The sequence below is a fragment of the Sporolactobacillus sp. KGMB 08714 genome (assembly GCF_036598985.1).
Lineage (GTDB): Bacteria > Bacillota > Bacilli > Bacillales > Sporolactobacillaceae > Sporolactobacillus.
Genome location: NZ_JAUUBW010000031.1, coordinates 1 through 24,032, shown reverse-complemented (window position 1 = coordinate 24,032; position 24,032 = coordinate 1). Strand labels below are relative to the sequence as shown.

Annotated in this window: 20 protein-coding genes and 2 pseudogenes; 11 read left to right on the top strand and 11 right to left on the bottom strand. The window is 47.8% G+C overall.

Features of this window, described 5'->3' with window-relative positions; translation table 11 throughout:
* The first annotated feature begins 388 nt into the window (after window positions 1-388).
* The 10 genes and pseudogenes from Q6A92_RS13720 to Q6A92_RS20330 form a co-directional block, all read left to right on the top strand.
* A complete protein-coding gene (locus tag Q6A92_RS13720; RefSeq protein ID WP_274401668.1) occupies window positions 389-1,576 on the top strand; it encodes an acyltransferase in 1,188 nt (395 codons plus the stop codon).
* A gap of 19 nt (window positions 1,577-1,595) precedes the next feature.
* The gene (locus Q6A92_RS13715) at window positions 1,596-3,137 is read left to right on the top strand and encodes an AMP-binding protein (protein WP_274401667.1); all 1,542 of its coding nucleotides are present in this window, start codon (window positions 1,596-1,598) and stop codon (window positions 3,135-3,137) included.
* A 34-nt stretch (window positions 3,138-3,171) separates the two neighbouring features.
* Window positions 3,172-4,125 carry a sulfonate ABC transporter substrate-binding protein gene (locus Q6A92_RS13710; protein WP_274401666.1) on the top strand — a complete coding sequence of 318 codons (954 nt, stop codon included), beginning with the start codon at window positions 3,172-3,174 and terminating at the stop codon, window positions 4,123-4,125.
* A 14-nt stretch (window positions 4,126-4,139) separates the two neighbouring features.
* The gene (locus Q6A92_RS13705) at window positions 4,140-4,907 is read left to right on the top strand and encodes an ABC transporter permease subunit (RefSeq protein WP_274401665.1); all 768 of its coding nucleotides are present in this window, start codon (window positions 4,140-4,142) and stop codon (window positions 4,905-4,907) included.
* 63 nt (window positions 4,908-4,970) lie between these two features.
* Window positions 4,971-5,729, top strand: a complete 759-nt coding sequence (locus Q6A92_RS13700; RefSeq protein ID WP_274401664.1) for an ABC transporter ATP-binding protein — start codon at window positions 4,971-4,973, stop codon at window positions 5,727-5,729.
* A 207-nt stretch (window positions 5,730-5,936) separates the two neighbouring features.
* Entirely contained in the window at window positions 5,937-6,101 is a 165-nt protein-coding gene (locus Q6A92_RS13695; RefSeq protein ID WP_274401663.1) for a hypothetical protein, read from the top strand.
* A 9-nt stretch (window positions 6,102-6,110) separates the two neighbouring features.
* The gene (locus Q6A92_RS13690) at window positions 6,111-7,055 is read left to right on the top strand and encodes a polyprenyl synthetase family protein (protein ID WP_274401662.1); all 945 of its coding nucleotides are present in this window, start codon (window positions 6,111-6,113) and stop codon (window positions 7,053-7,055) included.
* 6 nt (window positions 7,056-7,061) lie between these two features.
* On the top strand, window positions 7,062-9,176 hold the full coding sequence (locus tag Q6A92_RS13685; RefSeq protein ID WP_332238438.1) for a sensor histidine kinase: 2,115 nt from the start codon (window positions 7,062-7,064) through the stop codon (window positions 9,174-9,176).
* Window positions 9,148-9,750, top strand: a complete 603-nt coding sequence (locus Q6A92_RS13680) for a response regulator transcription factor (RefSeq protein WP_332238437.1) — start codon at window positions 9,148-9,150, stop codon at window positions 9,748-9,750. Before Q6A92_RS13685 ends, Q6A92_RS13680 begins: the two co-directional genes overlap by 29 nt.
* A gap of 251 nt (window positions 9,751-10,001) precedes the next feature.
* Window positions 10,002-10,079 (top strand): annotated as a pseudogene (locus Q6A92_RS20330) (YjcZ family sporulation protein); the annotation flags it as partial.
* A 140-nt stretch (window positions 10,080-10,219) separates the two neighbouring features.
* Here the strand turns inward: Q6A92_RS20330 and aguB are convergent.
* From aguB to Q6A92_RS13630, 9 genes are all read right to left on the bottom strand, one after another.
* Window positions 10,220-11,101, bottom strand: coding sequence for an N-carbamoylputrescine amidase (gene aguB / locus Q6A92_RS13670; RefSeq protein WP_332238436.1), 882 nt, complete (start codon window positions 11,099-11,101; stop codon window positions 10,220-10,222).
* Window positions 11,102-11,122: 21 nt separating this feature from the next.
* Window positions 11,123-12,148: an agmatine deiminase family protein gene (locus Q6A92_RS13665; protein WP_332238435.1), complete on the bottom strand. Its 1,026-nt coding sequence runs from the start codon at window positions 12,146-12,148 to the stop codon at window positions 11,123-11,125.
* A 75-nt stretch (window positions 12,149-12,223) separates the two neighbouring features.
* On the bottom strand, window positions 12,224-12,730 hold the full coding sequence (locus Q6A92_RS13660) for a hypothetical protein (protein ID WP_332238434.1): 507 nt from the start codon (window positions 12,728-12,730) through the stop codon (window positions 12,224-12,226).
* A gap of 420 nt (window positions 12,731-13,150) precedes the next feature.
* Window positions 13,151-15,460 carry a tetratricopeptide repeat protein gene (locus Q6A92_RS13655; protein ID WP_332238433.1) on the bottom strand — a complete coding sequence of 770 codons (2,310 nt, stop codon included), beginning with the start codon at window positions 15,458-15,460 and terminating at the stop codon, window positions 13,151-13,153.
* 379 nt (window positions 15,461-15,839) lie between these two features.
* Window positions 15,840-16,367 (bottom strand): DNA-deoxyinosine glycosylase, encoded by a 528-nt coding sequence (locus tag Q6A92_RS13650; RefSeq protein ID WP_332238432.1) that lies wholly within the window; start codon window positions 16,365-16,367, stop codon window positions 15,840-15,842.
* Window positions 16,368-16,714: 347 nt separating this feature from the next.
* Window positions 16,715-17,509 (bottom strand): ABC transporter permease subunit, encoded by a 795-nt coding sequence (locus Q6A92_RS13645; RefSeq protein ID WP_332238431.1) that lies wholly within the window; start codon window positions 17,507-17,509, stop codon window positions 16,715-16,717.
* Window positions 17,510-17,541: 32 nt separating this feature from the next.
* Window positions 17,542-18,345, bottom strand: coding sequence for an ABC transporter permease (locus Q6A92_RS13640; RefSeq protein ID WP_332238430.1), 804 nt, complete (start codon window positions 18,343-18,345; stop codon window positions 17,542-17,544).
* Window positions 18,342-19,232: an ABC transporter ATP-binding protein gene (locus tag Q6A92_RS13635; RefSeq protein ID WP_332238429.1), complete on the bottom strand. Its 891-nt coding sequence runs from the start codon at window positions 19,230-19,232 to the stop codon at window positions 18,342-18,344. Before Q6A92_RS13635 ends, Q6A92_RS13640 begins: the two co-directional genes overlap by 4 nt.
* A gap of 19 nt (window positions 19,233-19,251) precedes the next feature.
* Entirely contained in the window at window positions 19,252-19,881 is a 630-nt protein-coding gene (locus tag Q6A92_RS13630) for a TetR/AcrR family transcriptional regulator (RefSeq protein WP_332238428.1), read from the bottom strand.
* 370 nt (window positions 19,882-20,251) lie between these two features.
* On the opposite strand from Q6A92_RS13630, the pseudogene Q6A92_RS13625 reads away from it, so the two are divergent.
* Window positions 20,252-21,218: pseudogene (locus Q6A92_RS13625) on the top strand (VanW family protein).
* 107 nt (window positions 21,219-21,325) lie between these two features.
* Here Q6A92_RS13625 and Q6A92_RS13620 read toward each other — a convergent pair.
* Window positions 21,326-22,642, bottom strand: coding sequence for an NRAMP family divalent metal transporter (locus Q6A92_RS13620; protein ID WP_332238427.1), 1,317 nt, complete (start codon window positions 22,640-22,642; stop codon window positions 21,326-21,328).
* 134 nt (window positions 22,643-22,776) lie between these two features.
* Window positions 22,777-23,430: a helix-turn-helix domain-containing protein gene (locus Q6A92_RS13615; RefSeq protein ID WP_332238426.1), complete on the bottom strand. Its 654-nt coding sequence runs from the start codon at window positions 23,428-23,430 to the stop codon at window positions 22,777-22,779.
* Between the last annotated feature and the right edge of the window lie 602 nt (window positions 23,431-24,032).

Sequence of the window (24,032 nt, the reverse complement as noted above, 5' to 3'; positions counted from 1 at the left end):
AGGCCGTGAGATATTTGACTGAAAAACTGTCATAAGACGACAACGTCATGAACTTTCACCTCTATTTATGAAGTTTTTTCCTTTTACAGCATCGGCACAGGATTTCCGGACGGCATGTTTTTAAAATGCTCAAGCAGCGTTCACCGAATCCGCCCTCTAAAATTCCCCTCTTTGTTAAATATCAATATACTAGAATTTTACTTAGATTAAATCCGTATTTACCGCAAAAAAGGCAAAAAATTATTCATTTTTGGAGCGGGCACCGGAATCGGAACATCCTTCCGCTGCATTCTTTAATTTAAAATTAAGATTCATCACATAGTATGAAGATTGTAAACGGATTACAAATGTCAGAAACACTGGGAATTTAAGGAGGCCTTCTCTCTTCTTGAAGAAAAAGCATTTATATGAAATTGACTTTATGCGGACGTTTATCATGTTTGGAGTCATTTCGGTACATACCGTTTCGACATATAACGGCTATTTGTCAGATGGACGTATGGGATCCGTGCTGTTCTCCGCCTTTCACGCATCCATTGAGGTCACGCGGATGGCCTTCATGTTCATTACCGGATTCGTTCTGTTCTTTGTGTACTACAGACGTGATTTTCATGTTCTTAATTTCTGGAAGAAACGTTTCACATTGGTTGGTATTCCGTATTTATTTTGGAATCTCTTTTACCTTTTTTTCATTAAAGATGTTTATTCGCCCGGACTCTTTTCTTCTTTCAAAACGTTTATGACTCTCCTCTGGGAATCGCTGAGCCGCGGTAATTTATTTTATATCTATTATGTATTAGTGACGCTTCAATTTTACTTGGTCTTCCCGATTATGCTTTTCGTTCTCCGTAAATTTGAGAAACGTCATCCTCAGATTTTTGTTTGGAGCGCCCTCCTGCAGCTGCTTATCATGTCGCTGATTACTTTTGCAGTCCCGAAGCTGGACACAGCCGATTGGCCTTATCTTCTCGTTCACAGCGGATCACTGATGCTGCCCTATGTATGCTATTTTGCTGCGGGGGGCGTTGCGGCCTGCCACTATCAGGCGATCGGTGAATTTATAGACAGGCATATCCGATTAATGGTCATTTTGTTCGCGGCCGGTTTTTTCATCATGTCCGGCCACTATATCCTGGTGCGCACGTTTCTTCAATACAGCTATTCAATGGCAATTTCCGTTCAGCAGCCCATTTATCTTCCTTATGCGATGCTGTATATCGGGCTGGTCATGTTTCTGGGACGCATATGGGACAGGCATCGAAAGAAAAGGGGCGAGGGATTGTTTAATCGCTTCATCCAAATCGCTTCGAAGGCGTCATTCGGCACATTTCTTATTCAACCAATCCCGATTTATGTCGTCAGTCAGCTTATTGTGCCCCGTCTGACAGGGCATCCGTGGCTGTTTTACCTGTCGTTGCCGATGGCTGTTTTGTTCGTTTATTTTTCGTCCATGCTGCTCGCCGTCTGTTTCCTAAAAACCCCGGTTCTTTCCTATTGCATCGGGGTGCGTTCAAAATTATTCCAACGGTTTAAAAAGCTCAAAAAGATAGAAGCCACGGAAAATCCGCAATCTTAACTTTCAGGGAGTTGATTTTTTGTCCGAACTAATCGATCACTTAAAACAGGTTCTTCAGTCACTGGACCGGCCTCTGATCCAGGAAAACGAATGCTGGAACTCGACGGAGGATCTGCAATCCGACATAGAGCATGTCAGACTGATTCTGCAGCAGGCCGGCATCCGAAAGGGCGATAGGGTGCTGCTGGGACTGCCGAATTCTTATCGCTTTATAGCGATTTATTTTGCAATCCTGTCGGCCGGAGCAGTTGCTGTCCCGATCAATCCGCGGATGCCTGTTTCCGAATTGCAGACATTTCTGAGACGCTGCTGTCCGGCCGGCGGATTCCTGACTGAGAAACAGTCGGCCGGATTGATTGAACCGTACACATCTCAGAAGGTTTTAACTGCACGACTGATATTAAAAGAATCAAAACTGAACTATTTGAAATGGAAACATAGAGATCGGACTGAACAGAGACTTTTGACTGAAAGCCCGGAACCGCTGGAAAATGATCCGGCCGTTCTTCTTTATACTTCAGGAACAACGGGACGTCCAAAAGCCGTGGGATTATCGCACGGCCAGATCTATGCAGCAGCCCAAAATATCATTTGGGCGCACCGACTGACCAGCAAGGATATTGTTTATAGTTTTCTGCCGCTTTTTCACATTAACGCACAGGTTGTCGGACTGATTTCCCCTTGCCTTTCAGGCGGAAAACTGATTATCGCTCCTAAATTCAGCGCCTCCAGATTCTGGAACGTTGTCAACGGGCAGCATGTCACGTGGGTATCGGCAGTTCCGGCGGTCCTTTCGATACTGCTGCACACCGGCGCACCCGATCACATCTCCTCCGGTTTAAGATTCGTGCGCTCGGCATCGGCACCATTGCCGCTGCTCCACGCTCAACAGTTTGAAAAGAAATTCGGCGTGCCGGTGATCGAGTCCTACGGGATGACTGAAGCCGCCAGTCAGATCTGTGTCAACCCCCTTCCTCCTGAAAAAAGGGTACTCGGTTCGGTCGGCCTGCCGGTCGGACTCTCTTTGCAAATTGTCGACGAACAAGATCACGTCCTGCCGTCCCGGGAAACGGGAGAAATCGTGATCCGCGGGAAAAATGTTATCACGCATTACGTCGAGGCGGATAATCAGGACGACTTTCGAAATGGCTGGTTCCATACGGGCGATATCGGTTATGTAAATGAAGAAGGTTATGTTTTTATCATCGGCCGGAAAAAAGAATTAATCAATCGCGGCGGTGAGAAGATCAGCCCTTACGAAGTGGAAGAAGCTATCCGGCAGCTGCCTGAAGTGAAGCAAGTGGCGGTGATCGGCCTGCAGGACCCGCTGTACGGAGAAAAAGTGGTCGCTTATGCAGTCCCCGGTCCGGGACGTGCGACGGAGCATCTCGCTGAGAAGATACTCGATCATTGCCGGCAGACATTGTCCGATTACAAATGCCCGGCCGGCGTTGAAATCGTCGATCGGATTCCGACCGGTCCGACAGGAAAGATCCAGAGAAGCCTGCTTAAGAAACAAATAATCGCAGGCAGAGAAATCATTCAAGAAAAAAGTCTCTAAAATTCAGCTACCTTAACTACGGAGATGATTATTGATGATAAAGCACGCAAAATTCAAACGCATGTTTGTTCTTCTTCTGTCGGTTGCTTTGCTGCTGGCCGGATGCAGCTCGGCTCAGCAGAAGACAAATCAGGGGGTCATCCGGATCGGTTACCAGAAAGGCGACGAGTTTAACATTGCCAAAATTAACGGATCATTGGCAAAAGCTCTGAAACAAAAAGGATATACAGTTCAATGGACCGAGTTTCAGGACGGGACGTCGCTGCTGGAAGCTCTTAATGCCGGAAGCATTGACTATGGAAGAACAGGAAACACCCCACCGGTTGTTGAACAGGCTTCGGGGGCAAATATCGTTTATGTCGGAGCAGGGGCGTCAAAATATGAGGGAAGCGGCATCTTAGTCAAAAAGAATTCTTCAATAAAATCTTTAAGCGATTTAAAGGGCAAAAAGATTGCCTTTTCAAAGGGATCCAGTTCACAGTATTTGCTGGTTAAAGGCCTCGAAAAAGTTGGGCTGTCGATGAAAGACGTCACTCCGGTGTATATGCAGCCGGCTGATGCAAGTGTCGCTTTTGGAAAAGGAAATGTCGATGCCTGGGTTGTGTGGGATCCGTTCACGGCTTCAGCACAGACCAATGAAAACGCAAAACTGCTGGTAGACGGACAGGGACTCACGACGGACCGTGATTTCTTTATCGCTAAGCGCAGTTTTGCAAAAAGCCATCAGGCAGTGACGGCGCTCATTCTGAATGAAGTGGAACAGTCCATGGTGTGGGCAAACAAACACCACGATGCACTGATTTCAAAACTGGCAAGCACTTTGAAAATGGATCGTGCTTCAATCACTCTCGCTGTCAACAGACGCGTTTACGGTGTGGGCAAAATAACGAATCAGATTCTTGACGAGCAGCAGTCGATTGCCGACCAATTTTACCAGTTAAAACTGATTCCGAAAAAAATAGATGTGCATCAGGCGATTCTGAAATAAAGGGGGTGACAAATATGGAGTTCATTGAGAAAAAATGGATCAGGCGTCTCCTGCCCGGCGTCCTGCCGGTATTTGTACTCCTTTTATGGGAATTTCTGAGCATCGGAGGGATCATCTCGCCGACGACATTACCCGCACCGACGGATGTGGTGAAAACAGGCATCGTAATGATCGGAACAGGCGAACTGACCGGCAGTCTTCTAATCAGTCTGTACCGCGCCGTTGCCGGATTTCTAATCGGCGGCTCCATCGGTTTCCTGTTGGGCGTTCTGAACGGATTTTTCAAGCTGTCCGATCTTTTTCTCGATACATCCGTCCAGATGTTAAGAAACATTCCTCACCTGGCACTGATTCCGCTTGTGATTCTTTGGTTCGGCATCGGTGAGACTTCCAAGGTGTTTCTCGTTGCGCTGGGTGCGTTATTTCCCATTTATATCAACACGTACCATGGCATTCGATCTGTGGACAAAGATCTGATCGAAATGGGAAAAAGTTACGGATTAAGCGGCGCCTCCCTTTTCTTTAACGTGGTCTTCCCGGGCGCCCTGTCCTCCATCCTCGTGGGGGTACGCTATGCGCTCGGTGTTATGTGGACGACATTGATTGTTGCCGAAACGATTGCCTCGAATTCAGGCATCGGCTATCTTTCGATGAATGCCAGAGAATTTATGCAGCTGGACGTCATCGTTTTGTGCATTCTGATCTATGCTCTTTTAGGCAAGGCATCCGATCTTATTGCCAAATTTTTTGAAAATAGATGGCTGCGCTGGAACCGGTCCTAAAAGTCCTGATTGCTCCAATCGTATAGAAAAAAGTATGATGCAGGAAAATTGAGGAGAGCAAACATGAAAAAAAGCGAAAACTTTTTACAATTAAATCATATCGCAAAATCATATCAGGATCTGAAAGTTCTGGAAGACGTGACACTCCGGGTAAAAAGGGGGGAATTCATTGCTATTATCGGGAAAAGCGGATGTGGGAAAACCACCCTTCTCAGACTGATCGCCGGTCTGGAAACTGCCACAGGAGGATCGATCATTCAGGACGATGTCCCTCTACAGGGGATCAATCGATCCGCTCGCGTCATGTTTCAAAACGGCCGGCTGCTCCCATGGAAAAAGGTCATTGATAATGTCGGCGTCGGATTAAAAGGAGAATGGAAGGACGCAGCCCGGAAAATGTTGCGTCACGTCGGCCTTGAAGAATGGTCGGACCAATATCCGGCCAAACTGTCGGGAGGGCAGAAGCAGCGAGTGGCCCTCGTCAGGGCCCTGGTTCATCAGCCGGATCTTTTGCTTCTCGATGAACCGCTGAGTGCTCTGGATGCACTGACCAGACTGGATATGCAGGACCTTGTCGAATCCATATGGGAAGCGCAGCGCCTGACGGCGATACTCGTCACTCATGACGTTGAGGAAGCGGTCAGACTGGCGGACCGTGTAATTTTACTGGAAAAAGGCCGAATCAGTCTTGATATTCCTATTGATCTGATCCGTCCGCGGAAAAGATTCAATCCGAAATTTGGCAGATACGTCGAAGAAATACTCGCAAAAATTATCCATCCGAACCAGCTCGCGGATTCCAGTATCCATCTAACCCAATAGTTTCTCTGATTCAGGCAATCCGTCTTAAGGCTTAATCAAAATAGCTGCCAAAACGGCATCCTGGGTTCTTCTCATTGCAGAGCCCGGATGCCTTTGATTTTAAAATCGTCAAAAAATATTATTTTTTTTGGTAGAAAAAAAGGAAAAACAGCAAATGATGTTGAATTTTGAAATGTACTTAATATTACAAATTGGAGGTAATGTTGTATGAATCAGAAGCTTTGGGACATGATTCAACTGTTTTCGGGAAAGGAAGTCATCGGAGCGAACGAAATGGCCCTTGCGAGACAAAGTCTGGATGCCGATGTATTTCAAGTCTTTAAGGAACAGGTTGAGAAGGGAATCATTACGAAGACTCTTACTTGGATATGAGTATGTAAAATGGATATCAAAAAAGAAATACGACGGTTTCTTCTCGATTATTTGAAAAACAGTGAATGGGACAGTGAAACATGCAATCTGATTTCTTCCCTTTTGCACGGTGAAGGGAAGATTTTTCATGAGCCGGCGCTTTTTACCTGGGGTGAATTCTCTTTCTATATCTCCTCCGTTTTTTGCGAGGACGCCGCGGTTCATGACGAACAGGCCGCCTGTGCGGCTACCGTTGAGCTGCTGATCCTTGCCACAGATATCATTGATGAACTGGCGGATGGCGACATGGAAAGTCCGGTGCTGTCCAAGCTGACGCCGCAGCGAACGCTGACTTTATCAAGCATGCTTTTAATGGAGTCCCTTTACTTGATCTTAAAATACTCGGCAGCGGATCGGCTCGGAAAGTTAAGCTGTGTGATCCGGAATCTGAGGACGGCTTCCATCGGCCAATGGAGAGATCTGTCTTTCAGAATCACCGAAAACGTACCTTCGGAACGCGATTATTTTTCCTTGATTGAACAAAAATCGGTCTCCTTATTACGGCTTGTTTTCGAAGTGAATGCGATTGAGAACGTGCCGGCCTGGGAGAACATCGCGAGGTACATCGGATTCTCCGGCCAGTTAAGAAACGATGCCGCCGATATTCTGCGCGATGCGAAAAGCGATTTGACCAACCGCAAGGCGACGCTGCCGCTAATCAAGGCCGTCGAATTCAGCAAGCAAAAGGATAATGGATGGCTATTCGATCAGCTGAAGCTTCTCGGCACCTCCCGGGACGGCAGCCGGCTGCGGCAGGATATCAGAGACTATATAAAAAAAACAGGCGCCATTGATTATTGTCTGATCCTTTCGAAGGTCTATCTGAACAGGGCCGTTCAATTGATTAAGAATTGTGGCGAAACACAGCGCGATAAGACACGGATCCAGCAATTAATAGACTACCTGGAGGGGTGACCGTGAATGATGAAAAAAACGGTCCCGATTCTTCTTTTATTTATCTTCGTCATCGTCAATCTCTACTGTCTGGGCCGCGTGTTAACCGATTACACGCTGCTCCGTCTCTTATCACAAGTTTCTTCAATTGGCTACTACTATTCGCTGCTGTTTCTCGGACTTGTGTTTGTCGGCACTGGCCTCGTCTGCTTCTTAATCAAACCGGATTCAGTCGTTACCCGCCATTTTTTTTACCTTATGTACACTTCAGGACTTGCTATTTCTGTTTCAATTGCTTCGAGCATCGATGTATCGCCCGCTAAAGAAATTGAAGTGATCGCCTCGAGCTTTGCGCCTTATTTTCTGATACGCTTCTTTGAATTTTTTCCATCGTCTACGAAGCCGCGGTTCTTTCAATATATCCGGAAGGTCGCCTGGCTGCTGGCAACGATGATCAATATCGTATTTTTTGACACTTATCCCGACCGTTTAAGTAGGAGTCCCGAGCTGCTCCAATTCATCCGAACCGTCGTCATTGCCAATGTCTGTATTTCTTTGATCGCCTGCATCTGCCTGACCTATCTGCATCTGAAGAAAAACTCTTCCAAAATAAAAAATCAGCTGTCTATTTTGATTGCCAGTCTGATCATATCTTTTTTACCGCTTATCTTTTTAAGCCTGATTCCAGAAATTCTCCATCTTGCAAGCGTTCCTTTTTTCTTCAGCCTGCTGAGCATCGTCCTGTTTCCGATAACCCTGGCTTACCTGTTAACCAAGCAGGAAATCATCGACATAAAGATGAGCCTGAAACCGATTGTTTTCGAAATACTGGCTGTGCTGTTTTCTTTGATTTCCGTTAATGGTATATTCTTCCTGATCTATCCCCGGACTCCCGGATCCTTTTATCGGTTAAACGGATTAATGCTGGCCGTTCTTGCGGTCTATAATCTCATCAAGAAAATCATCAAGCCGTTGGTCAAAAAGGAATGGACCAGCAAAGAGCACGATATCGAGAGAGAAAAAAAGATCATCCTGCAGCAGATTCTGAACGGCCAGCATCTGACTTCCTGCGGGCGGCTGATTATCCGCCTGATTCATCAGACGGTTGATATCAACGGCGCCTGCCTGATCTGGAAGAACAATCAAACACCGCGGATCATTTATAAAAGCGGGATCTTTGCGGACGGCTCTCTCGCCGATGAATGCATGCAGTATCTGGATCATAAAAGAAATGAGCATCGCTCCGAAACGATGAACTGCCATGTTTTTCCTCTGGACGGCGATCAGGGCAATAAGGGATGGATGATCATTGGACAAAAGACTAATGCGACGCGGCTGGATCGAAACGAGCGCCTGCTGCTTGAGAAAATACAGTCCGATGCGATAGAATTGCTGACGAGTACGGAAGCCCTTTCCGGATTAGACAGGGAATTAAGAGAGACGCAAAACCGTTCTCTGTCGCAGGAACAGTTTAATCGTGCGCTGCTGATCAACAGCGAAGAAGAAAAACGGAAACTATCGATTTATTTGCATGATGAAGTGCTTCAGAATGTGATCCTGATGGCCAATAAGGTCGAAGCCATGCATGATGAGCAGATGATCGAAGATAAGGCGTACTTTGAAATGAAAGAAATTTTTATGAACGGCATTTACGAGATCAGGGAGATGTCCCGTGAACTGCATCCGTTCATGGTTGAAGATCTGGGATTGGAGCAGAGCTTGCAGGCATTGAAGCGCAAACTGCAGAATAACTATAATGTCGTCATTCAGACAGCATATGATCTCAGCCTAAAGGTTATATCGAAACGACTGGCCGTCCAGGTTTATCGGATGATTAAAGAACTCTTATATAATGCGATCAAGCATTCATCCTCCCCTTTTGTTTCTCTGTCGCTGAAGAGTCTGGATCACACTTTAATTGTAAACGTTAAAGATAAGGGGAAGGGATTTAAATTACCGGCGGGCCTGTCCAGCCTGACCCAGGAGAACCACATTGGGTTAATCACTGTGCAAAAAAGGGTGGATCAGCTGGGCGGCCGGTTTGACATTGCATCAGAGGAGGGCAAGGGGACTTCAGTTACCATTACTCTTCCGCTGGAACGGAGTGATGAATTTGAGTATCAACGTACTGCTGGTCGATGACCACGTATTAATGCTGATGGGACTGAAAGAAATTCTGGAGAAGGAACCCGACCTGCACGTCGTCGCTACGCTGTCCGATCCGTCGGCTCTTGAAAACGCAATCAGGCTGCGGAATCCCGACGTGATCGTGCTCGATGTCCGGATGAAAACAGAAAACGGGATTGAACTGGCCAAAATTGTCAGGAAAGAATTTCCCGCTTTAAAAATCGTCATCCTGTCGGGCTACAATTACGATGAATATATTGACGCCGCCAAACAGGCGGGAGCAGATGCCTATGTCACTAAAGAGAAATCAAATACGGAACTGATCACCGCAATCAGACAGGCCTGCCGCGGACAGCGGACTTTCCCTTATCAGCATCGGGAGCAGGCAGGGGAGGCACTGACCGCCAAGGAACGGGAAATCCTGGGGCAGATTGCCGCCGACAAGACCAACGCCGAAATCAGCGAAGAACTGTCGATCAGCAAGCGGACGGTCGAATATCACATTGCTTCTATTATGCGTAAGCTGGACGCCGATTCCAGGGTGGGCGCCGTCGTCAACGGGATTAAGAAAGGGCTGCTCAATGTCTGACTTTTGGAAAGAACCCGGTCCAGAATCTGTGAACAATCGCTATCATCCCCGGGGATCTCCAAAAATATTTCCCCCAAGAATCCGTTTATCCGAGCGCAGTTAGAACGAAACAGGCTTTTCACCCTATCCATTTGTCCCTTCCTCAAACGCCGCAGCCTACATAGAATGCAGTATCAAGTCCGGGGGAGGTGTTGAGGCATATGGGTTACGGTTATGGCTGCGGCTGTTATCCGAGCTATAGCGGCGGCTACGGGTACGGAAACAATTTTGCCTTAATTGTCGTTCTGTTTATTCTGCTGATCATTGTCGGTGCTGCCTTCGTTTACTAATCTGCTTCCTGAGCTCCTTGATTATCGGCAGCCGTTCATTTCATTCCTTATGGGCACCCCGACGCACAGGTGCCCTTTTCATTTTCCCGGAACAATATCCTTCTTCAGGTTATAACAGTCTGCAGCGTCCTATCGGAAAATCAGCGGCGGGTCTGTTGTTCCCCGTCATAGGTAGTGATCGCCCCGTACAGATCCGGTCGCCGGTCCCGGAACAGGCCCCAGTCGAGGCGCTGAGCCTGGAGCCGATCAAGATCGAACTCGGCGACCAGCACCGCCTCTGTTTCCCTGTCGGCCTCAGCAATTTTATTCCCGCGGGGTCCGGCGATGAACGAAGATCCGTAAAACGTAATTTGCGAGTCTCCGTCTTTCTCAGTTCCGATTCGGTTCGATGCAATCACCGGAATCAGGTTCGCCGCCGCATGCCCAAGCATGCAGGCCTGCCAGTGTTCTTTTGAATCAACGGATGAATCATAGGGTTCGGAACCGATTGCCGTCGGATAAAAAAGCAGCTCGGCGCCCAGCAGCGCCATGCAGCGGGCCGCCTCCGGAAACCATTGGTCCCAGCAGACGCCGGCGCCGATCGTCCCATAGCGGGTTTTCCACACTTTGAATCCCGTGTCTCCCGGATTGAAATAAAACTTTTCTTCATAGCCCGGTCCGTCCGGGATGTGGCTTTTCCGATACGTTCCGAGAACCGATCCGTCCGCATCGATCACAGCCAGCGAATTATAAAGGGCATTGTTTTTCTTTTCATAGAAACTGATCGGCAGCACCACCTGCAATTCACCGGCCACTTTTCTGAAGCGGTTCACAGCGCGGTTCCGGTTCAGTTCCTCTGCCAGTGCATAATAATCCGCTTTTTCCTTCTGGCAGAAGTACGGCGTTTCAAACAATTCCTGCAGTAGAATAATCTGTGCGCCTTTTTTCGCAGCTTTTCTGACCAGTGCCTCCGCTTTCGCCAGATTTTCTTCGATTGCCCATGAACAGCTCATCTGCGTTGCTGCCACTTTGACCTTTCTCAAGAATTTTTCGCCTCTCTTTTGTCACGGCAGGGGCATCTGCTGGGTTGCACAGTGCACGTTGCCGCCTTCTTTGATGATCGCCGTGCCGTCTACTTTCCGTATTACACGGTCGGGAAACTGATCTTTCAGAACTTTTTCCGCCATCCGGTCCGTTTCTTCGGCATCACCGCCGAAAACCGGCAGGATGATCCCATGGTTCACGAAGTAAAAATTCAGATAGCTCAATGTCAGCCGTGCCCCTTTATACTCTCTTTTTGGAGGCTGACGAACAGCAACAACTTCAAGCTTTCTTCCCTTTGCATCCGTAGCACGGCCCAATATGTCGAGATTCTCCCGGACGATTCCGTAATTTTCGTCCTGCGGATCGTCGCAAACCTGCATCAATATCCTGCCCGGCGCGGCGAAACAGGCAACATTATCAACGTGTCCGTCGGTCTCGTCGCCGCTCAGTCCCCGTTTCAGCCAGATCACCTTCCTGATATTGAGAAACTGCCCGAGTGCCGCCTCAATTTCGCTGCGGGTCCGGTCCGGATTCCGGTTAGGGTGGAGCAGACACTCTTCCGTCGTCAGCAGCGTTCCTTCCCCGTCCACATGAATCGATCCTCCTTCAAGCACCAGCGGCGCATCAAAACGCCGGACACGGAAATGATCCAGTACAGCCGGAGCGACCCGGTCATCCAGCTCCCATGATGCGTACTTTTCTCCCCATGCATTGAACACCCAGTTGACACCGGCCCGCTGCCCCTTCCCGTTAATGAGAAAAGTCGGTCCGTTGTCGCGAATCCATGAGTCATTATGATCAATCGCCAATATTTCAGCCTTCAATCCGTTCAAAAAAACTTTTACCCGATTCCATTCCGCCGGATTGACGATCACCGTCACCGGTTCGAATTCGGAAATTGCCTGAATAAACGCCGCGTAGCCCCGGCAGACAGATTCGTAATTTTCCGGAAAACACATGGATTCCCGAACCGGCCACGAGATGAATGTGCGTTCATGAGTCTCCCATTCAGCCGGCATTCTGAAGTGCAGATCGATCGGATTCATTGAATACCTCACTAGGACATTTTTTAATCATTCTCTTATGTTATCATAAAATCAGCGGCGCAACAGTGGAAACAATCAAAACGAGCGCCGCTCTTTATTTACAAGAAAATCCTTTATTGAGAACGAATGATGCCATGCAGCAGCACCGGATTGTAAGTAAAATCGACAGAAATAAAATAAAGCTATGCAATGGAGAAAGATCTGGATAGAAAAATTTTTCAGCCGTGTTGATTCAGCCGGGTCCAATTTTAAATTCAATTTTGGTGCGGCTTCGGCCTGATTTGGTGCGATATTCTGGCGTTTCGGTGCGAGTTCCGATCGATTCGGTGCGACTTTCCCCAGATTCGGTGCGACTTTGGCCTGTTTCGGTGCGACTCCCCAAATTCGGTGCGACCTCCTGACAATTCGGTGCGATTTTCCCTCGATTCGGTGCGACTTTGGCCTGTTTCGGTGCGACTCCCCAAATTCGGTGCGACCTCCTGGCAATTCGGTACGGCTTTCCCTCGATTCGGTGCGAACAGCTATCTGAGTGAACAACCTCTTTGAATGGCCGCTTATTTTAATAAAAAACTGCTGATCCATGCCATGCCAAGTGTACGCCTTAATTTGTGAACATCAGCTGTAATGAACAGGCCGATTTGACTAGATGAGTATATGCGGTCATGATGTTTGCCGCCGTTCATAAGTCCCTTTCCTGGCCCTTTCGATATGTCCAACCTCATCCGGATTTTCAATTTATGTCTTCTGAAAAAATTTATGTTGTCCTTAAAATAAAAAGAAAGCAGCCCACGCGATGTGATCTGCCTCCCAAAAAGTGAAAATGATCCGATAGATTTCACTTGTGCCGTTCCCTGTATTCGATTCGACCATGGCTCCGTTAAATAATAAATAATGCCAGGCAGAGACCGTATCGTTGTAAACCGCGATCGATTCGCGCGGATCGCAGTTGTGCCTGAAGCATCTGTATCATCAGCCAATCAATCCGATTCCGGGCGCATGCCCTTATTCGGATTCTTTAGAGCCGGCAATTTCCTGTTTGGCTCCGTCCAGATTTTTCTCCTTGATTTCATACCCCGCCTCTACCGCGGTATTGCGGATAGCCTGGATCCAGTTTTCCGATTCCTTTGCCAGATTTCCTTCCGAATACAGCTGCCAGACGCGATTGCATGCGGGCGGATAACCCAATTCGGCGGACAGCAGCAGCAGACGCAGACCGTCTTCCGTGTCCTGCTTTACGGATTCGCCTCCGAATTCGCCTTTCGTCCGTATTTCTGAGAGGGTATACATTGCTTCCGGATTGCGCAGAGAGACTGCCTCCTCAATCAGGGTGATGCCCCGCTTTGTGTTTTTCTTTACCTGACCGCCTTCTCCAAAGGCCATACCTACGTGATAGAGCGCCGGGCTGTACTTTTGAGCAGCACTGCGGAACAGGTATTCGATCGCGCTCTGCATGGTTATATCGAGATCGGAATTTTTCTTATCGCCGGCCAGCAGCCATATCTCGTACTGAGCCCGCGGCAAAGTCCGGGCGGCTTTCAGAAGCCATCTGTAAGCACGCTCCTTATTGACCTGCCCGTTTTTGAGCGTTTTATATCCGGAGAAGTAGTATTGATAAAGGGCAAACTGAGCGTCCGGATAGCCGGCCGCAGCCGCTTTATTTAATAATTTTTTCGCAGCCCCCGTATCCTGCCGGAAATAAAGGCCGTCAAGCAGAACATTGGCCATCTTGTACATGGCGGGAACAAATCCGGCGTCTGCGGCCTCCTTCAGATAACCGGCCGCTTCTCTGTGCTCCATCATCATTTCATTGTCGTTCTCATATTTCTCCATAATGAGCATCCGTGCTTTCGGATTGCCGGCATCCGCAAATTTTCTGAGCAAGGCAAAAGCCTTTTTAGTATCCTTCTGAAGCAGAATATCTTTATAGCGTCCTTCATAATAACTTTGGAACTGTTTCATCTGTGCGTCCCAGTTATTCTTCTCGGCCGCTTCTCCAAGATAATAAAGCCCCTTCTCATTGTCTTTCTTCAGACATTCTCCGTCTATGTAAAGATCCCCCAGACGCGCCTCAGCAGCCGCGTACCCTTGTTCTGCAGCCGCACTCAGCCATTTAAGCGCATCGGCCTGCTCCATGAGAAATTCATTTCCATTTTCATAGAAATCCCACAATCTGTAAGCCGCCTCAATGCTGCCGTCTTCAGCAGCCGCATGCAGCATCGTATACGCCTTCTTCTTATCCCCGGATACAGGCTGACCGAGGCAAACGCCATCGTAATAGACCTGAAAAAGAAGATATTCGGCAAGAGACAGCTTTTTCTCCGCTGCGGATTCAAGAACAGTCAGATAATCCTCGGCATTTTCTTTGGAAATAAATACATAATTTTTTTCAAAGGCATCCGCCAGCACACTTACCGCCTGTTCGTAACCGCCGGCGGCAGCCGTTTTCAAGTATGAAAATGCTTGTTCCTTGCTGAAGGCAGCTCCCTGAGGCGAAAGGCTGAATGAAAAAATCATCCACATCGCCTCAAGATTGCCTTCCTCAGCAAGCTGTTCACTTGTCCTGAGAGCCGCCTCATCTGTAATTTTTTCCGGCAGGTCTTTTGAATCCGCGGATTTTCCTTCTCCGGCTGCTGCAGAAGCGTCCTGATCCTTCTGCTCGACCCGTTCCTGCCATTTCTTGGCTTCGCCTTCATCATAGACGGAAAGAGTTTTATCGCTGTACAATTCATACAATTTCTTTTCTGCTTCCGGCAAACCGCCGACAGCCAGCTCCTTCAACAAATCGATTCCGGCACTCAGCACTTCGTCATCTTCGGAAAATATCTCCAGCCAGTAAGACGTTTTTTCCCACTGTTCTTCCAGAGAAATTCCGCTTCTGATATACGCTTCTAGCGCACCGGGTGTCAGCAGCGTCAGCAATTCTTCTTTCGTCACGAACAGCGACAGTGTTTCATGGCTGAGAACCTCACCCGTAACGGAATTTTCCAGGCTGATCCTTGCCGAAACCAAATCGCCGTAGTGAAAGAGCGGCAAAACGGCATAAGGAATGGAGACCTGCATCCGGTCATGGCGCACCGAAAAAGAATAATCAAATTCTCCGTCTACGTTCTTATACGTACTGCTCTCCGGACCGGACTGAACGGCCAGAGGGGCACCGTTCGGTTCCTGATACAATTGAATGTTGATATTGCGATGGCGTCTCAGCTTGCGGATCAGATTCTCAGGCGCTACCTGCAGATCGAATGTGACTCCCGATTCAATGTCCGTATTCCCCAAATCGACTTTCAGCATACTGTTTGTTGAATTTTCCATAATGGCTCCTCTTCGTGATCATAGCATTAAGGTAACAGGCAATCTCTCTCTACTTCCCAACCTTGCATGGTAAAACCTTTTCCCCCGTCAAGGGCTGAGATTGCAGCAAAAAACTAGGCACAGCCATCTTTGCGGAACGCTTTCGGGCAGTCCGGACATTTCCGTCATTAATTGATCATTTGTGGTGCGCACAATCATCAATCATCACACGTCAGTTTCCGCTAAAATGACGCAGGCCTTTCTCCTTTTTATATTAGTTGAACGCAAAAAGTGAATCAAGCTGTTTTTCGCAAATTTCAGTATATAGGCATTCATTACCATTTCAGCTTTTTTTATCCTGAATAGGTATTTCGTCGCAAAAGTGCGCTGCGGCCGTTTTCTATTTCAGGTAATCCCTGATCACTCTCCAGGTTTCGACCTTTTCTTCAAACGATTTCGTGTAGCGCCCGGGTACGGGACTTGACGAAGGGAGCTGAATATAATCGACATCCTGAATCGAAGTAAAACCGATATATTTTTTAAATACCGAACGGGACTTGCCGCCGTTAAATGCGATAAGCCTGATGCCCGGATGCATTTTTAATAAACCGGCTATATCGTTGGGCTCTTCTGCCTTTATCGCTGAATCCAGGCTTCCCTTTCGCATGCACTGTCTGATCGAATCCCAGAGAGCGATCCGATGCTTTTTCAGAAATGCCAGTTTATCCACGTAATTATTTTTTTGCGCCGCTCCAAAAAGCACGAAGAGTATCGCCCAGAAGTGATTTCTCTGATTAGCATAGTATTGTTGCTTCATTAATGAAATCCGGCCCGGAATCGATCCGAGAATCAGTACCCGCGAATCCGGATCGATGACTGGCGCCAGCGAAAAGATCGTTTGCTCTGTCGTTTGCACAGGACGCTCCATTTTCCGCAATCAGCTTCCTTTTTTTATTTAAATCTGTCGATAAAATGCCGGCCTTTGCTGACATGCCTGTCTGAATCAATGCCCATGCCGTACCGACACCTTATCCTCTGCAGTTTCCGCGGTTTCGTGACGGACCGCGAGCCGGAAGCGGCGGCTCGATCAACGATCCATTCGCCGCAATCAAATGATATCTATATTCTATATGCATCGGCCGGTCCCGGCAAACGATCTGAGCCCGGGAAAAAGACAGATTCTTTTCCAAGTTATAAAAAAAGCCGGCGATCATGGCGCCGGGTCTTCACAAACATATATATTTTCTGAAAAAATGCCGAAATCCGGCTGCCGGATTAAACGCTGAGGTCCCGCTTTCGGTAAAAGAAATAGGTCAATGCGGAAAAGACGGCCACAAGCAAAAGCGACGGAATGATGATGCCGATGCCGAGACCGCTGCCCGCCGCCAGATCTTTATAGCTGAAATATTTAAAGGGCGACAGCAGGTTGAGAAAGTTCAGCCTGTCGGTCAGATCGGTTATTTTCGAAACCACGAATGATACCAGCAGTACGGCGGCGGAAAGCGAACCTGATGCCTTCGGATTCCTGATGAATGCCGCCAGCGCTGCGCCGAGTGACAGAAAAATCAGCTGGACGATAAACATGCTGACCATGAAGCGGACAATTTCGCCGGAAATGTCCGCCCCCTTATTATAAGCGGCGACCATGAAAACGGATGAGACCAATGTAACGATATTCAATACGAATATGTTGACCAGGGCGGCAAACAGTTTGGCGGTGACGATACTTGTTCGTGACAGCGGCTTGACAATCAAAAACTCGGTCGTCTTGTCACGCTCTTCTTTGGCGATGATGCCGGCACCGAGCAGAACGGCGTGGATGGCGACCGTGAGCTCAATATAAAGGAACAGCATCGCAAAGTATCCGCTCATTTTCGTCACATCAAATGAACCGATCCCGATCAGCGCCTTAAGTGAATACGGCATACTATTGAAGAGTGCATTATTCTGTCCGTTTGAAGAATAGGCGGTATATTTGCTCATGCCGCTTAAAACACCTAAGACCATGCAGATGCTCCATATAATCAAGGCTTTTCTGTTCGCCTTCAGTTCTCTCAAAAAAATATTCATCATCAGACCTCCTCTTATGCCCCGCGAACCGTTCAGCTCACGGCGTGAACATCTTTCTTCACGTAAATGAAATAGCTGATAGCTATCGCCGCAGCAACGATAGCCGCACCGGTAATCAGATAAGACGGCTCATAGCCGGCGTGCTTGATAATGTAGGTCATATCAAAATATTTAAAAGGAGAAATAAAACGGGCCGCCGTATTATCCTTGCCGACAGCTATAATCGCGCCGATCATATAAAGTCCGAAAACGACGCCGAGCGAAAGCGGAAGTACAGATTTCAGTTTGGCAAAAAAAACCGAGACAGCGACTCCGATTGCCAGGAATATAAGCTGAATGAAAAACAGGGTCAGATTGATCAGGAAAAAGACCTGGCCGCTGTAATCCGCCGTTTTCACAATCGACGCCATCAGAGACACGGCAAGATAGTAGACGAGATCGGTCGCCGCAATCATCGTCAGTGCAGCCAGCAGTTTGGCGTTGACGATGGCCGCGCGCGAGACGGGTTTAACCAGAAGAAAGTCTGCCGTCCGTTCCCGCACTTCTTTTGAGAGGACGGAAGCGCCTAGATTCATCGCTTGAATGGCCCCGCACAGTGTGACAAATGAAAAAATCATCGAATAAAAGCCGAGAAGCGAGGTAATGTTGTCAATCGAGATCCCGAGCGCCGCCCGCACCGGCTCGGGATAGCCGCCCAGCAGCCTTTTAAATCCCGCTGCATCGCTCACAATGCCGCGGTATACTGAAAAATAGAGTGCGGCCAGCGCGATCATGGCGCATGTCCAGATCAGCGTTGATCTTCTCATTGATTTCAGCTCATGCAGATACATATTCATACCGTTCCGCCCTCCTTTTCATAATAATGAAGGAAGATCTCCTCCAGATCGGGCTCTTCGATCGACAGGTCGGTAATGTCGGTCTGCGAAAGCTTTCTGACGATTGTGTTGACATCGCCCTTGAATAAAAAATTCACTGCATGATCTTTAAATTCCAGTTTGCTGACGCCCGGGATCTCAAAAAACGATCGGTCAACGGCCTCAGGCGTTTCAATCCGGATCTTTTTGTAGTTGTTCTTCCTCAGATTGCTCATTTTTTCAAGCCGGATAATCCTGCCCTCTTTAATGAGCGCAACGCGATTGCACAGGCGCTGCACCTCTCCGAGAATATGCGAGGAAAAGAATATCGTCGCGCCTTTTTTATTTTCGTCCCTGATCAGTTCAAAGAATTTCTGCTGCATCAGCGGATCGAGCCCGCTTGTCGGTTCATCGAGTATAATCAGTTTGGGATCGTGAAGCAATCCCTGTACAATACCGACCTTCTTTCTGTTGCCGAACGAAAGGTCGTCGATCTTTTTTTTCAAATCAAGATCCATGATTTCGGCAAGCTCGCGGATCCTTTTTTCACAATCCTTCTTATAAAAGCTTGCTGAATAGTTGAGCAGATCGATAACCCGCATATGATCGTAGTAAAACACTTCGGACGGCAGATAACCGACGTCCTTTTTCACTTCGGGATGCTCGATACAGCTCTTTCCGAAAATCGCCGCACTGCCGCTTGTCGGATGAATCAGCCCGAGCAGCGTCCGGATCGATGTCGATTTACCCGCTCCGTTCGGCCCGATAAATCCGAAAATGTCCCCTTCCTCAACTTTAAAGTTAACATCAATAATCCCTCTCGACTTGCCGTAGTTCTTGGTCAGGTTTTTGAACTCGATAGCGCTCATGTTCCTTCCTCCCGGACAATCATTTATAGAAAGCATTTTTCAGAATAGCGATATACGTATCGTACTCAGTTATGAACTTCTGAATATCAAGGTCACGTTTATAATCCGGATCCCGCTTCATCTGTTCGAGTACACGGTTGCCAAAGCCCTGGCCGACCCACATGATGATTTCCGTCACATGGCGTACATCCAGTCCTTCTTTCAATTTTGAGACGTCAATATTGGCAAACAGCCTGCTGTAGCCCTCCCGAGCAATAGCTTTGAACTTATCCTCAAGCTCCGGCTTGATCTCAAAGCTGTCGTCTACCATCGAAGTAAGGATAAAATTGTACAAATCCGGATGTTTCTGAATCAGCTCGATTTTAAGCAGTGCGGCCTGTCTAAGCTTTTTGATCAGATCGGTCTCACTGAAATCGATTTTGCTGTAAAAATCATTCAAGAAAAGATTCATCGAATAATCATAAAGGAACAGAAACAGCTTTTTCTTACTGCCGAAATAATGGAAGAGCAGTCCCTTGGAGATGTTCGCTCTTTTCACGATCTCGTTTGTCGAGGCGTTCTTATACCCCCTTTCCGAGAACTCCGCCAGCGCAGCATTAATAATGCGCGTCTGTTTCTCAGGCTCCAGGCTCAGAAATTTTTGAATCAACCGATCACCTTCTCATTGCCAGGTTATTGACCATCTTGGTCAACTAAAGTATATAGTTATTGACCGGATCAGTCAATATTGCAAATACTTGACATTTTTCTGCTGCTGCACGTTGGCCGGCCGATTCGGGCTGAGCGAGCTATCGGCCGATTCGGGCCTTCTTCCGGCCGAATTCAGTGCTCTTCCGGCCGAATTCAGTGCTCTTCCGGCCGAATTCAGTGCTCTTCCGGCCGAATTCAGTGCTCTTCCGGCCGATTCGGGCGCCCTTCCGGCCGGCCCGCCTCCATTTACCGAATCGGGGAAACGTGCAGAAATCAAGATTAAAGGAAGAAATCCTGCTCATACTAACGTCTGGAGGTGTGCCGAATTCATGATGAATCTATGGATGTCCGTTCTTTTCCTCTTGTTCTCTGCTCAAACCGCCCAGCCTCAAGACGGCTTAACCATCACCAGACAGGGAAAAACCGTTGCTTTTGTCAATCGTACTGATTTTGCATCGTCCATTCCCGGCACGCCGATCATTGACAGCCGAAAGTTCAACCAATTTATCAGTAAAATTGATCAGCAAGTCCGCCAGAATCCTGTGAACCAAAACACTTAGCGAGCAAGGAGATATTATCCAGGGAAAGACCGGTCACAAATTATACAGACAGACGTTTGAAGATCAGTTTAATGCTTATTTTTACGGGTACGGGCCTTCTACAATAGAAACGCCCCTGCTGGATACTTATCCGAAAGTAGACGGCGAACTGCTGGCTAACATCCGGGTAAAAAAAATCGGCCGGTATGCGACCTATTTTAATGCAGGTAATGAAAATCGAACGCACAATATTTCACTCGCGGCAAAAGCCATTGACAATCACGTTATTTTCCCGGGTGAAACCTTTTCATTCAATAAAGTGGTCGGAAAAAGAACTGCCGGCAAAGGATACATGAGCGCTCCGATCATTGTCAAAGGCGAGTTTTCCGAAGATATCGGGGGAGGCATCTGCCAGGTCTCATCAACCTTGTTTAATGCCGCCGACAACGCGGGTCTCAGCATTGTGGAACGATATTCCCACAGCAGGAGTGTGCCTTATGTCCCCCCCGGACGTGATGCAACAGTCAGCTGGTACGGGCCGGATCTGCGTTTTCAAAATAAATATAATCAGCCGATCCTGATCCGCGCAAAACAATACGGGGGGAGTATAGCCGTCGCCCTCTACTCTTCCGACGTGATTAATACCGAGCCGCGAAAAATTCCCGATGCTTCATCCCATCTTCCCGAAGAAATCAAAAAAGAACCGGCCGTCCAGTCTTCCGGTCCGTTCAGCCATGAAAAATCACTGTATCCTTAGACACGACTTTTTTTACTGACGCCTCTCAAAACATCCCGATGAAAATCGGTTTTAAAGCAGAAGCCTGCCGTCAAGCACTGGAACGGCTGCCAGAAGCCTTTTTTAGATTAATGAAAAAGCATCTGCACAAGGCCGGCCAAAGTCAGGGCAATCAATAAAGCGACCATGGACCAGCCCCAGATTCTGCCGAATGTTCCGGTTTTGTACTCCCCCATGAGCGTTTGATCATTCGTCATTAAGACCATGAATATGAGCAGGGGCAGCATCAGAATACCGCCGATAACCTGTGCGACGATCGAAAAATAATTCAAAGGCAAATGAGGAACTAAAATGGCGAAGGCGGCAAAAACAAGACTGCCGATATAAACCGCGTAAAATTTCGGCGCTTCCGAGATTTTGTCATTAAGACTTTTAGACCAGCCGAATAATTCCGCAATACTCCAGGAAGATGAGAGGGAAACCGTTATTGAGGCAAGAAAACCGGCGTTAAAAAGCCCTATGCCGAACAGAACAGCCGGCCAGCGCCCTATACGATCATCGAACGCTCTGATCAGATCTGCCGGACCGGCAGCGCCGATATTCTGAATGTGGCCGAAGAGCGCTGCACCCGCAATAATAGCACCGGCCGCAACGACAGCCTGAAGAACCGTCCCTAAAGCGGAATCCAGCCTTCCAAGATGCAGTTCCTCCGATGTGACCCCTTTATCAATCGTTCCGCTCCCCTGGAAAAAAATCATCCAGGGAGCAACTGCGTTTCCGACGGTTGCGATCAGATACCAGACTACTGCGGCATGCAGCGATGCCGGGATATCCCAGGCAGCAAAGGCGTGGCCTATGGCAGCCGGGTCCGGATGCGTCATAACCGCAACCACTAAGAAAACAACATTAAGCGCGGCCACGAACAGAACCACTCGTTCTTTCGTCCAATATCCGGTAAAAAGTACAAAAACGACGACAAGCAGCAAACACAGGGCGGAGCCCAGCCACAGAGGCAGACCTAATAATACCAGTCCTGCAGTCATTCCGATAAATTCCGTAATCAATATCAGCAGATTTTCAAAGGCGAGGGTTGAAATGAGATAGTAGCCCCAGAACCGGCCGTAATGCTGCAGAACCAGTCTTGAGAATCCCACTCGCGTGACAGCTCCGAGACGCATGCTCATCTCTTGAATCGTAAAGGTCAGGGGAGCGAGGCAGAGTACAAGAGGGACAAACAGCCCGACTCCGAAGACTGCTCCGGTAACCGTGTAGGAAATCACTCCGCCTGCATCGTTATCTGCCATGGCGGAAATTAAACCCGGGCCCATAAGCGCCCAGAGCAGCCATAGAGATCGTCTCCATCCCTTCTTGCGGCCGGAAACCATTTCATGAAATTTAGGCCGGCCGGCATCCGGTAAGGCGGCCGCCGCTTTGACTTTATTCATTAATTTCACATCCCCAGGACTTTATAAGCTTTTGAACAGTCTATTCCGGGGTGTTGAAGAATGTGAATAATCGTCAATAGATGTTGAGAAAAAAGAAACAGTTTTCAACATCTTCTCAGCCATAAAACCGTTCGCTAAAGACCGGCATCCGCGGGCCGGTCGGCTGAAGAAAGACGGTCCAGCACAATTTTCACAGCGATTGCATCGTCCAAATAACCGATTGGAAACGCATAATCGGGTATGATGTCTGCCGATAAAATAAAGTATAAGAGGACACTTCCAAGTATGGCATGCTCATCCAAAGAAGTATTTTCATCACAAAATTTATCAAACATCTGTTTCAGTTGTTCTATAAAGGGACCGGCGCCATTGACCTGCTCCACTTTCGAGCGAAAACCATCATGAATGATCCGATTTCCTTCAGCCGTCAGCGCATATTTTTCATATTTTTCCAGCTCCCGGCGAACGCGGTCGGCCGTAAATTGTTGATCAAACAGGTCGGACGATTCAAGGATATCCTGAATGGAATCAAGCGAATGATACATATCGCTGGAATGCCGAACCGCTTTCGGAACATTGCCGACACTGGCGTTCACCAGTTCTTCCAACGGAACGTGCAGATGCCGGGAAAACTGTTTTAAGTGGCTCAGCTTTGCCTGCTGTTTCCCATTGATAATTCGGGAAATCGTCGCCGGATCGATTCCCGACAGTCTGCTTAACTTGCGCATCGACAGCCCGCGTTTCTCAAGCAAGGATTTTAGAAGCAGGCCGATATTTGCACCTGACATGGAACATCCATCCTCCCTTACTCTCATTGTTAATAGATTAACCTATGCAGGAAATCCGATTTTGTTTCTCTCTCGGGAACAGACACGTTTATCCATATCATTTTTTTTATATAAAATGTATACATGAAAATGATTCAGGTATGTCTCATATTATTGCTGTTATAGAGCTAAATTGAGATTGAGTTAAAGATCCTAACGCGTTGCCTATGAAATGATCTACATATAAAATATGGGCGCTAGTCAATCGGAAAGTGATATTTTCTATAATTTCCCATTTTACCATATGCCGGAACGCGGAGAGAGGAATCGGGGAACCATTTGTTTCCTTCTTCGTTAGTGGAAGATTGCCATCCTTCTTAATCAGGATACATTTATTTTTAATTCTTTTGTTCCTCTTTCAAAAAAAATACCGCGCGGCTGAACAGTCGCGCGCAAGGTGTCTCTGATTTATCTCTGATTTCTAATATAAGCCATTGGAAAGAACAATTATCAAACACTAGCCGATCGGATTAATGATCGGAAAACTTCCGCGACATGTTCCGGCGTGAAGCCGTACTCCGCCGTCACGCGGCTGCCCGGCGCCGACGCGCCGAAGCGGCCGA

What these genes read in the sequence shown, in the direction of transcription:
- Q6A92_RS13710 (WP_274401666.1), top strand. Translation starts at nt 3,172, where the DNA reads ATGATAAAGCACGCAAAATTCAAACGCATGTTTGTTCTTCTTCTGTCG.
- Q6A92_RS13705 (WP_274401665.1), top strand. Translation starts at nt 4,140, where the DNA reads ATGGAGTTCATTGAGAAAAAATGGATCAGGCGTCTCCTGCCCGGCGTC.
- Q6A92_RS13700 (WP_274401664.1), top strand. Translation starts at nt 4,971, where the DNA reads ATGAAAAAAAGCGAAAACTTTTTACAATTAAATCATATCGCAAAATCA.
- Q6A92_RS13695 (WP_274401663.1), top strand. Translation starts at nt 5,937, where the DNA reads ATGAATCAGAAGCTTTGGGACATGATTCAACTGTTTTCGGGAAAGGAA.
- Q6A92_RS13690 (WP_274401662.1), top strand. Translation starts at nt 6,111, where the DNA reads ATGGATATCAAAAAAGAAATACGACGGTTTCTTCTCGATTATTTGAAA.
- Q6A92_RS13685 (WP_332238438.1), top strand. Translation starts at nt 7,062, where the DNA reads ATGATGAAAAAAACGGTCCCGATTCTTCTTTTATTTATCTTCGTCATC.
- Q6A92_RS13665 (WP_332238435.1), bottom strand. Translation starts at nt 12,148, where the DNA reads ATGAATCCGATCGATCTGCACTTCAGAATGCCGGCTGAATGGGAGACT.
- Q6A92_RS13660 (WP_332238434.1), bottom strand. Translation starts at nt 12,730, where the DNA reads ATGGATCAGCAGTTTTTTATTAAAATAAGCGGCCATTCAAAGAGGTTG.
- Q6A92_RS13655 (WP_332238433.1), bottom strand. Translation starts at nt 15,460, where the DNA reads ATGGAAAATTCAACAAACAGTATGCTGAAAGTCGATTTGGGGAATACG.
- Q6A92_RS13650 (WP_332238432.1), bottom strand. Translation starts at nt 16,367, where the DNA reads ATGGAGCGTCCTGTGCAAACGACAGAGCAAACGATCTTTTCGCTGGCG.
- Q6A92_RS13645 (WP_332238431.1), bottom strand. Translation starts at nt 17,509, where the DNA reads ATGAATATTTTTTTGAGAGAACTGAAGGCGAACAGAAAAGCCTTGATT.
- Q6A92_RS13640 (WP_332238430.1), bottom strand. Translation starts at nt 18,345, where the DNA reads ATGAATATGTATCTGCATGAGCTGAAATCAATGAGAAGATCAACGCTG.
- Q6A92_RS13635 (WP_332238429.1), bottom strand. Translation starts at nt 19,232, where the DNA reads ATGAGCGCTATCGAGTTCAAAAACCTGACCAAGAACTACGGCAAGTCG.
- Q6A92_RS13620 (WP_332238427.1), bottom strand. Translation starts at nt 22,642, where the DNA reads ATGAATAAAGTCAAAGCGGCGGCCGCCTTACCGGATGCCGGCCGGCCT.
- Q6A92_RS13615 (WP_332238426.1), bottom strand. Translation starts at nt 23,430, where the DNA reads ATGTCAGGTGCAAATATCGGCCTGCTTCTAAAATCCTTGCTTGAGAAA.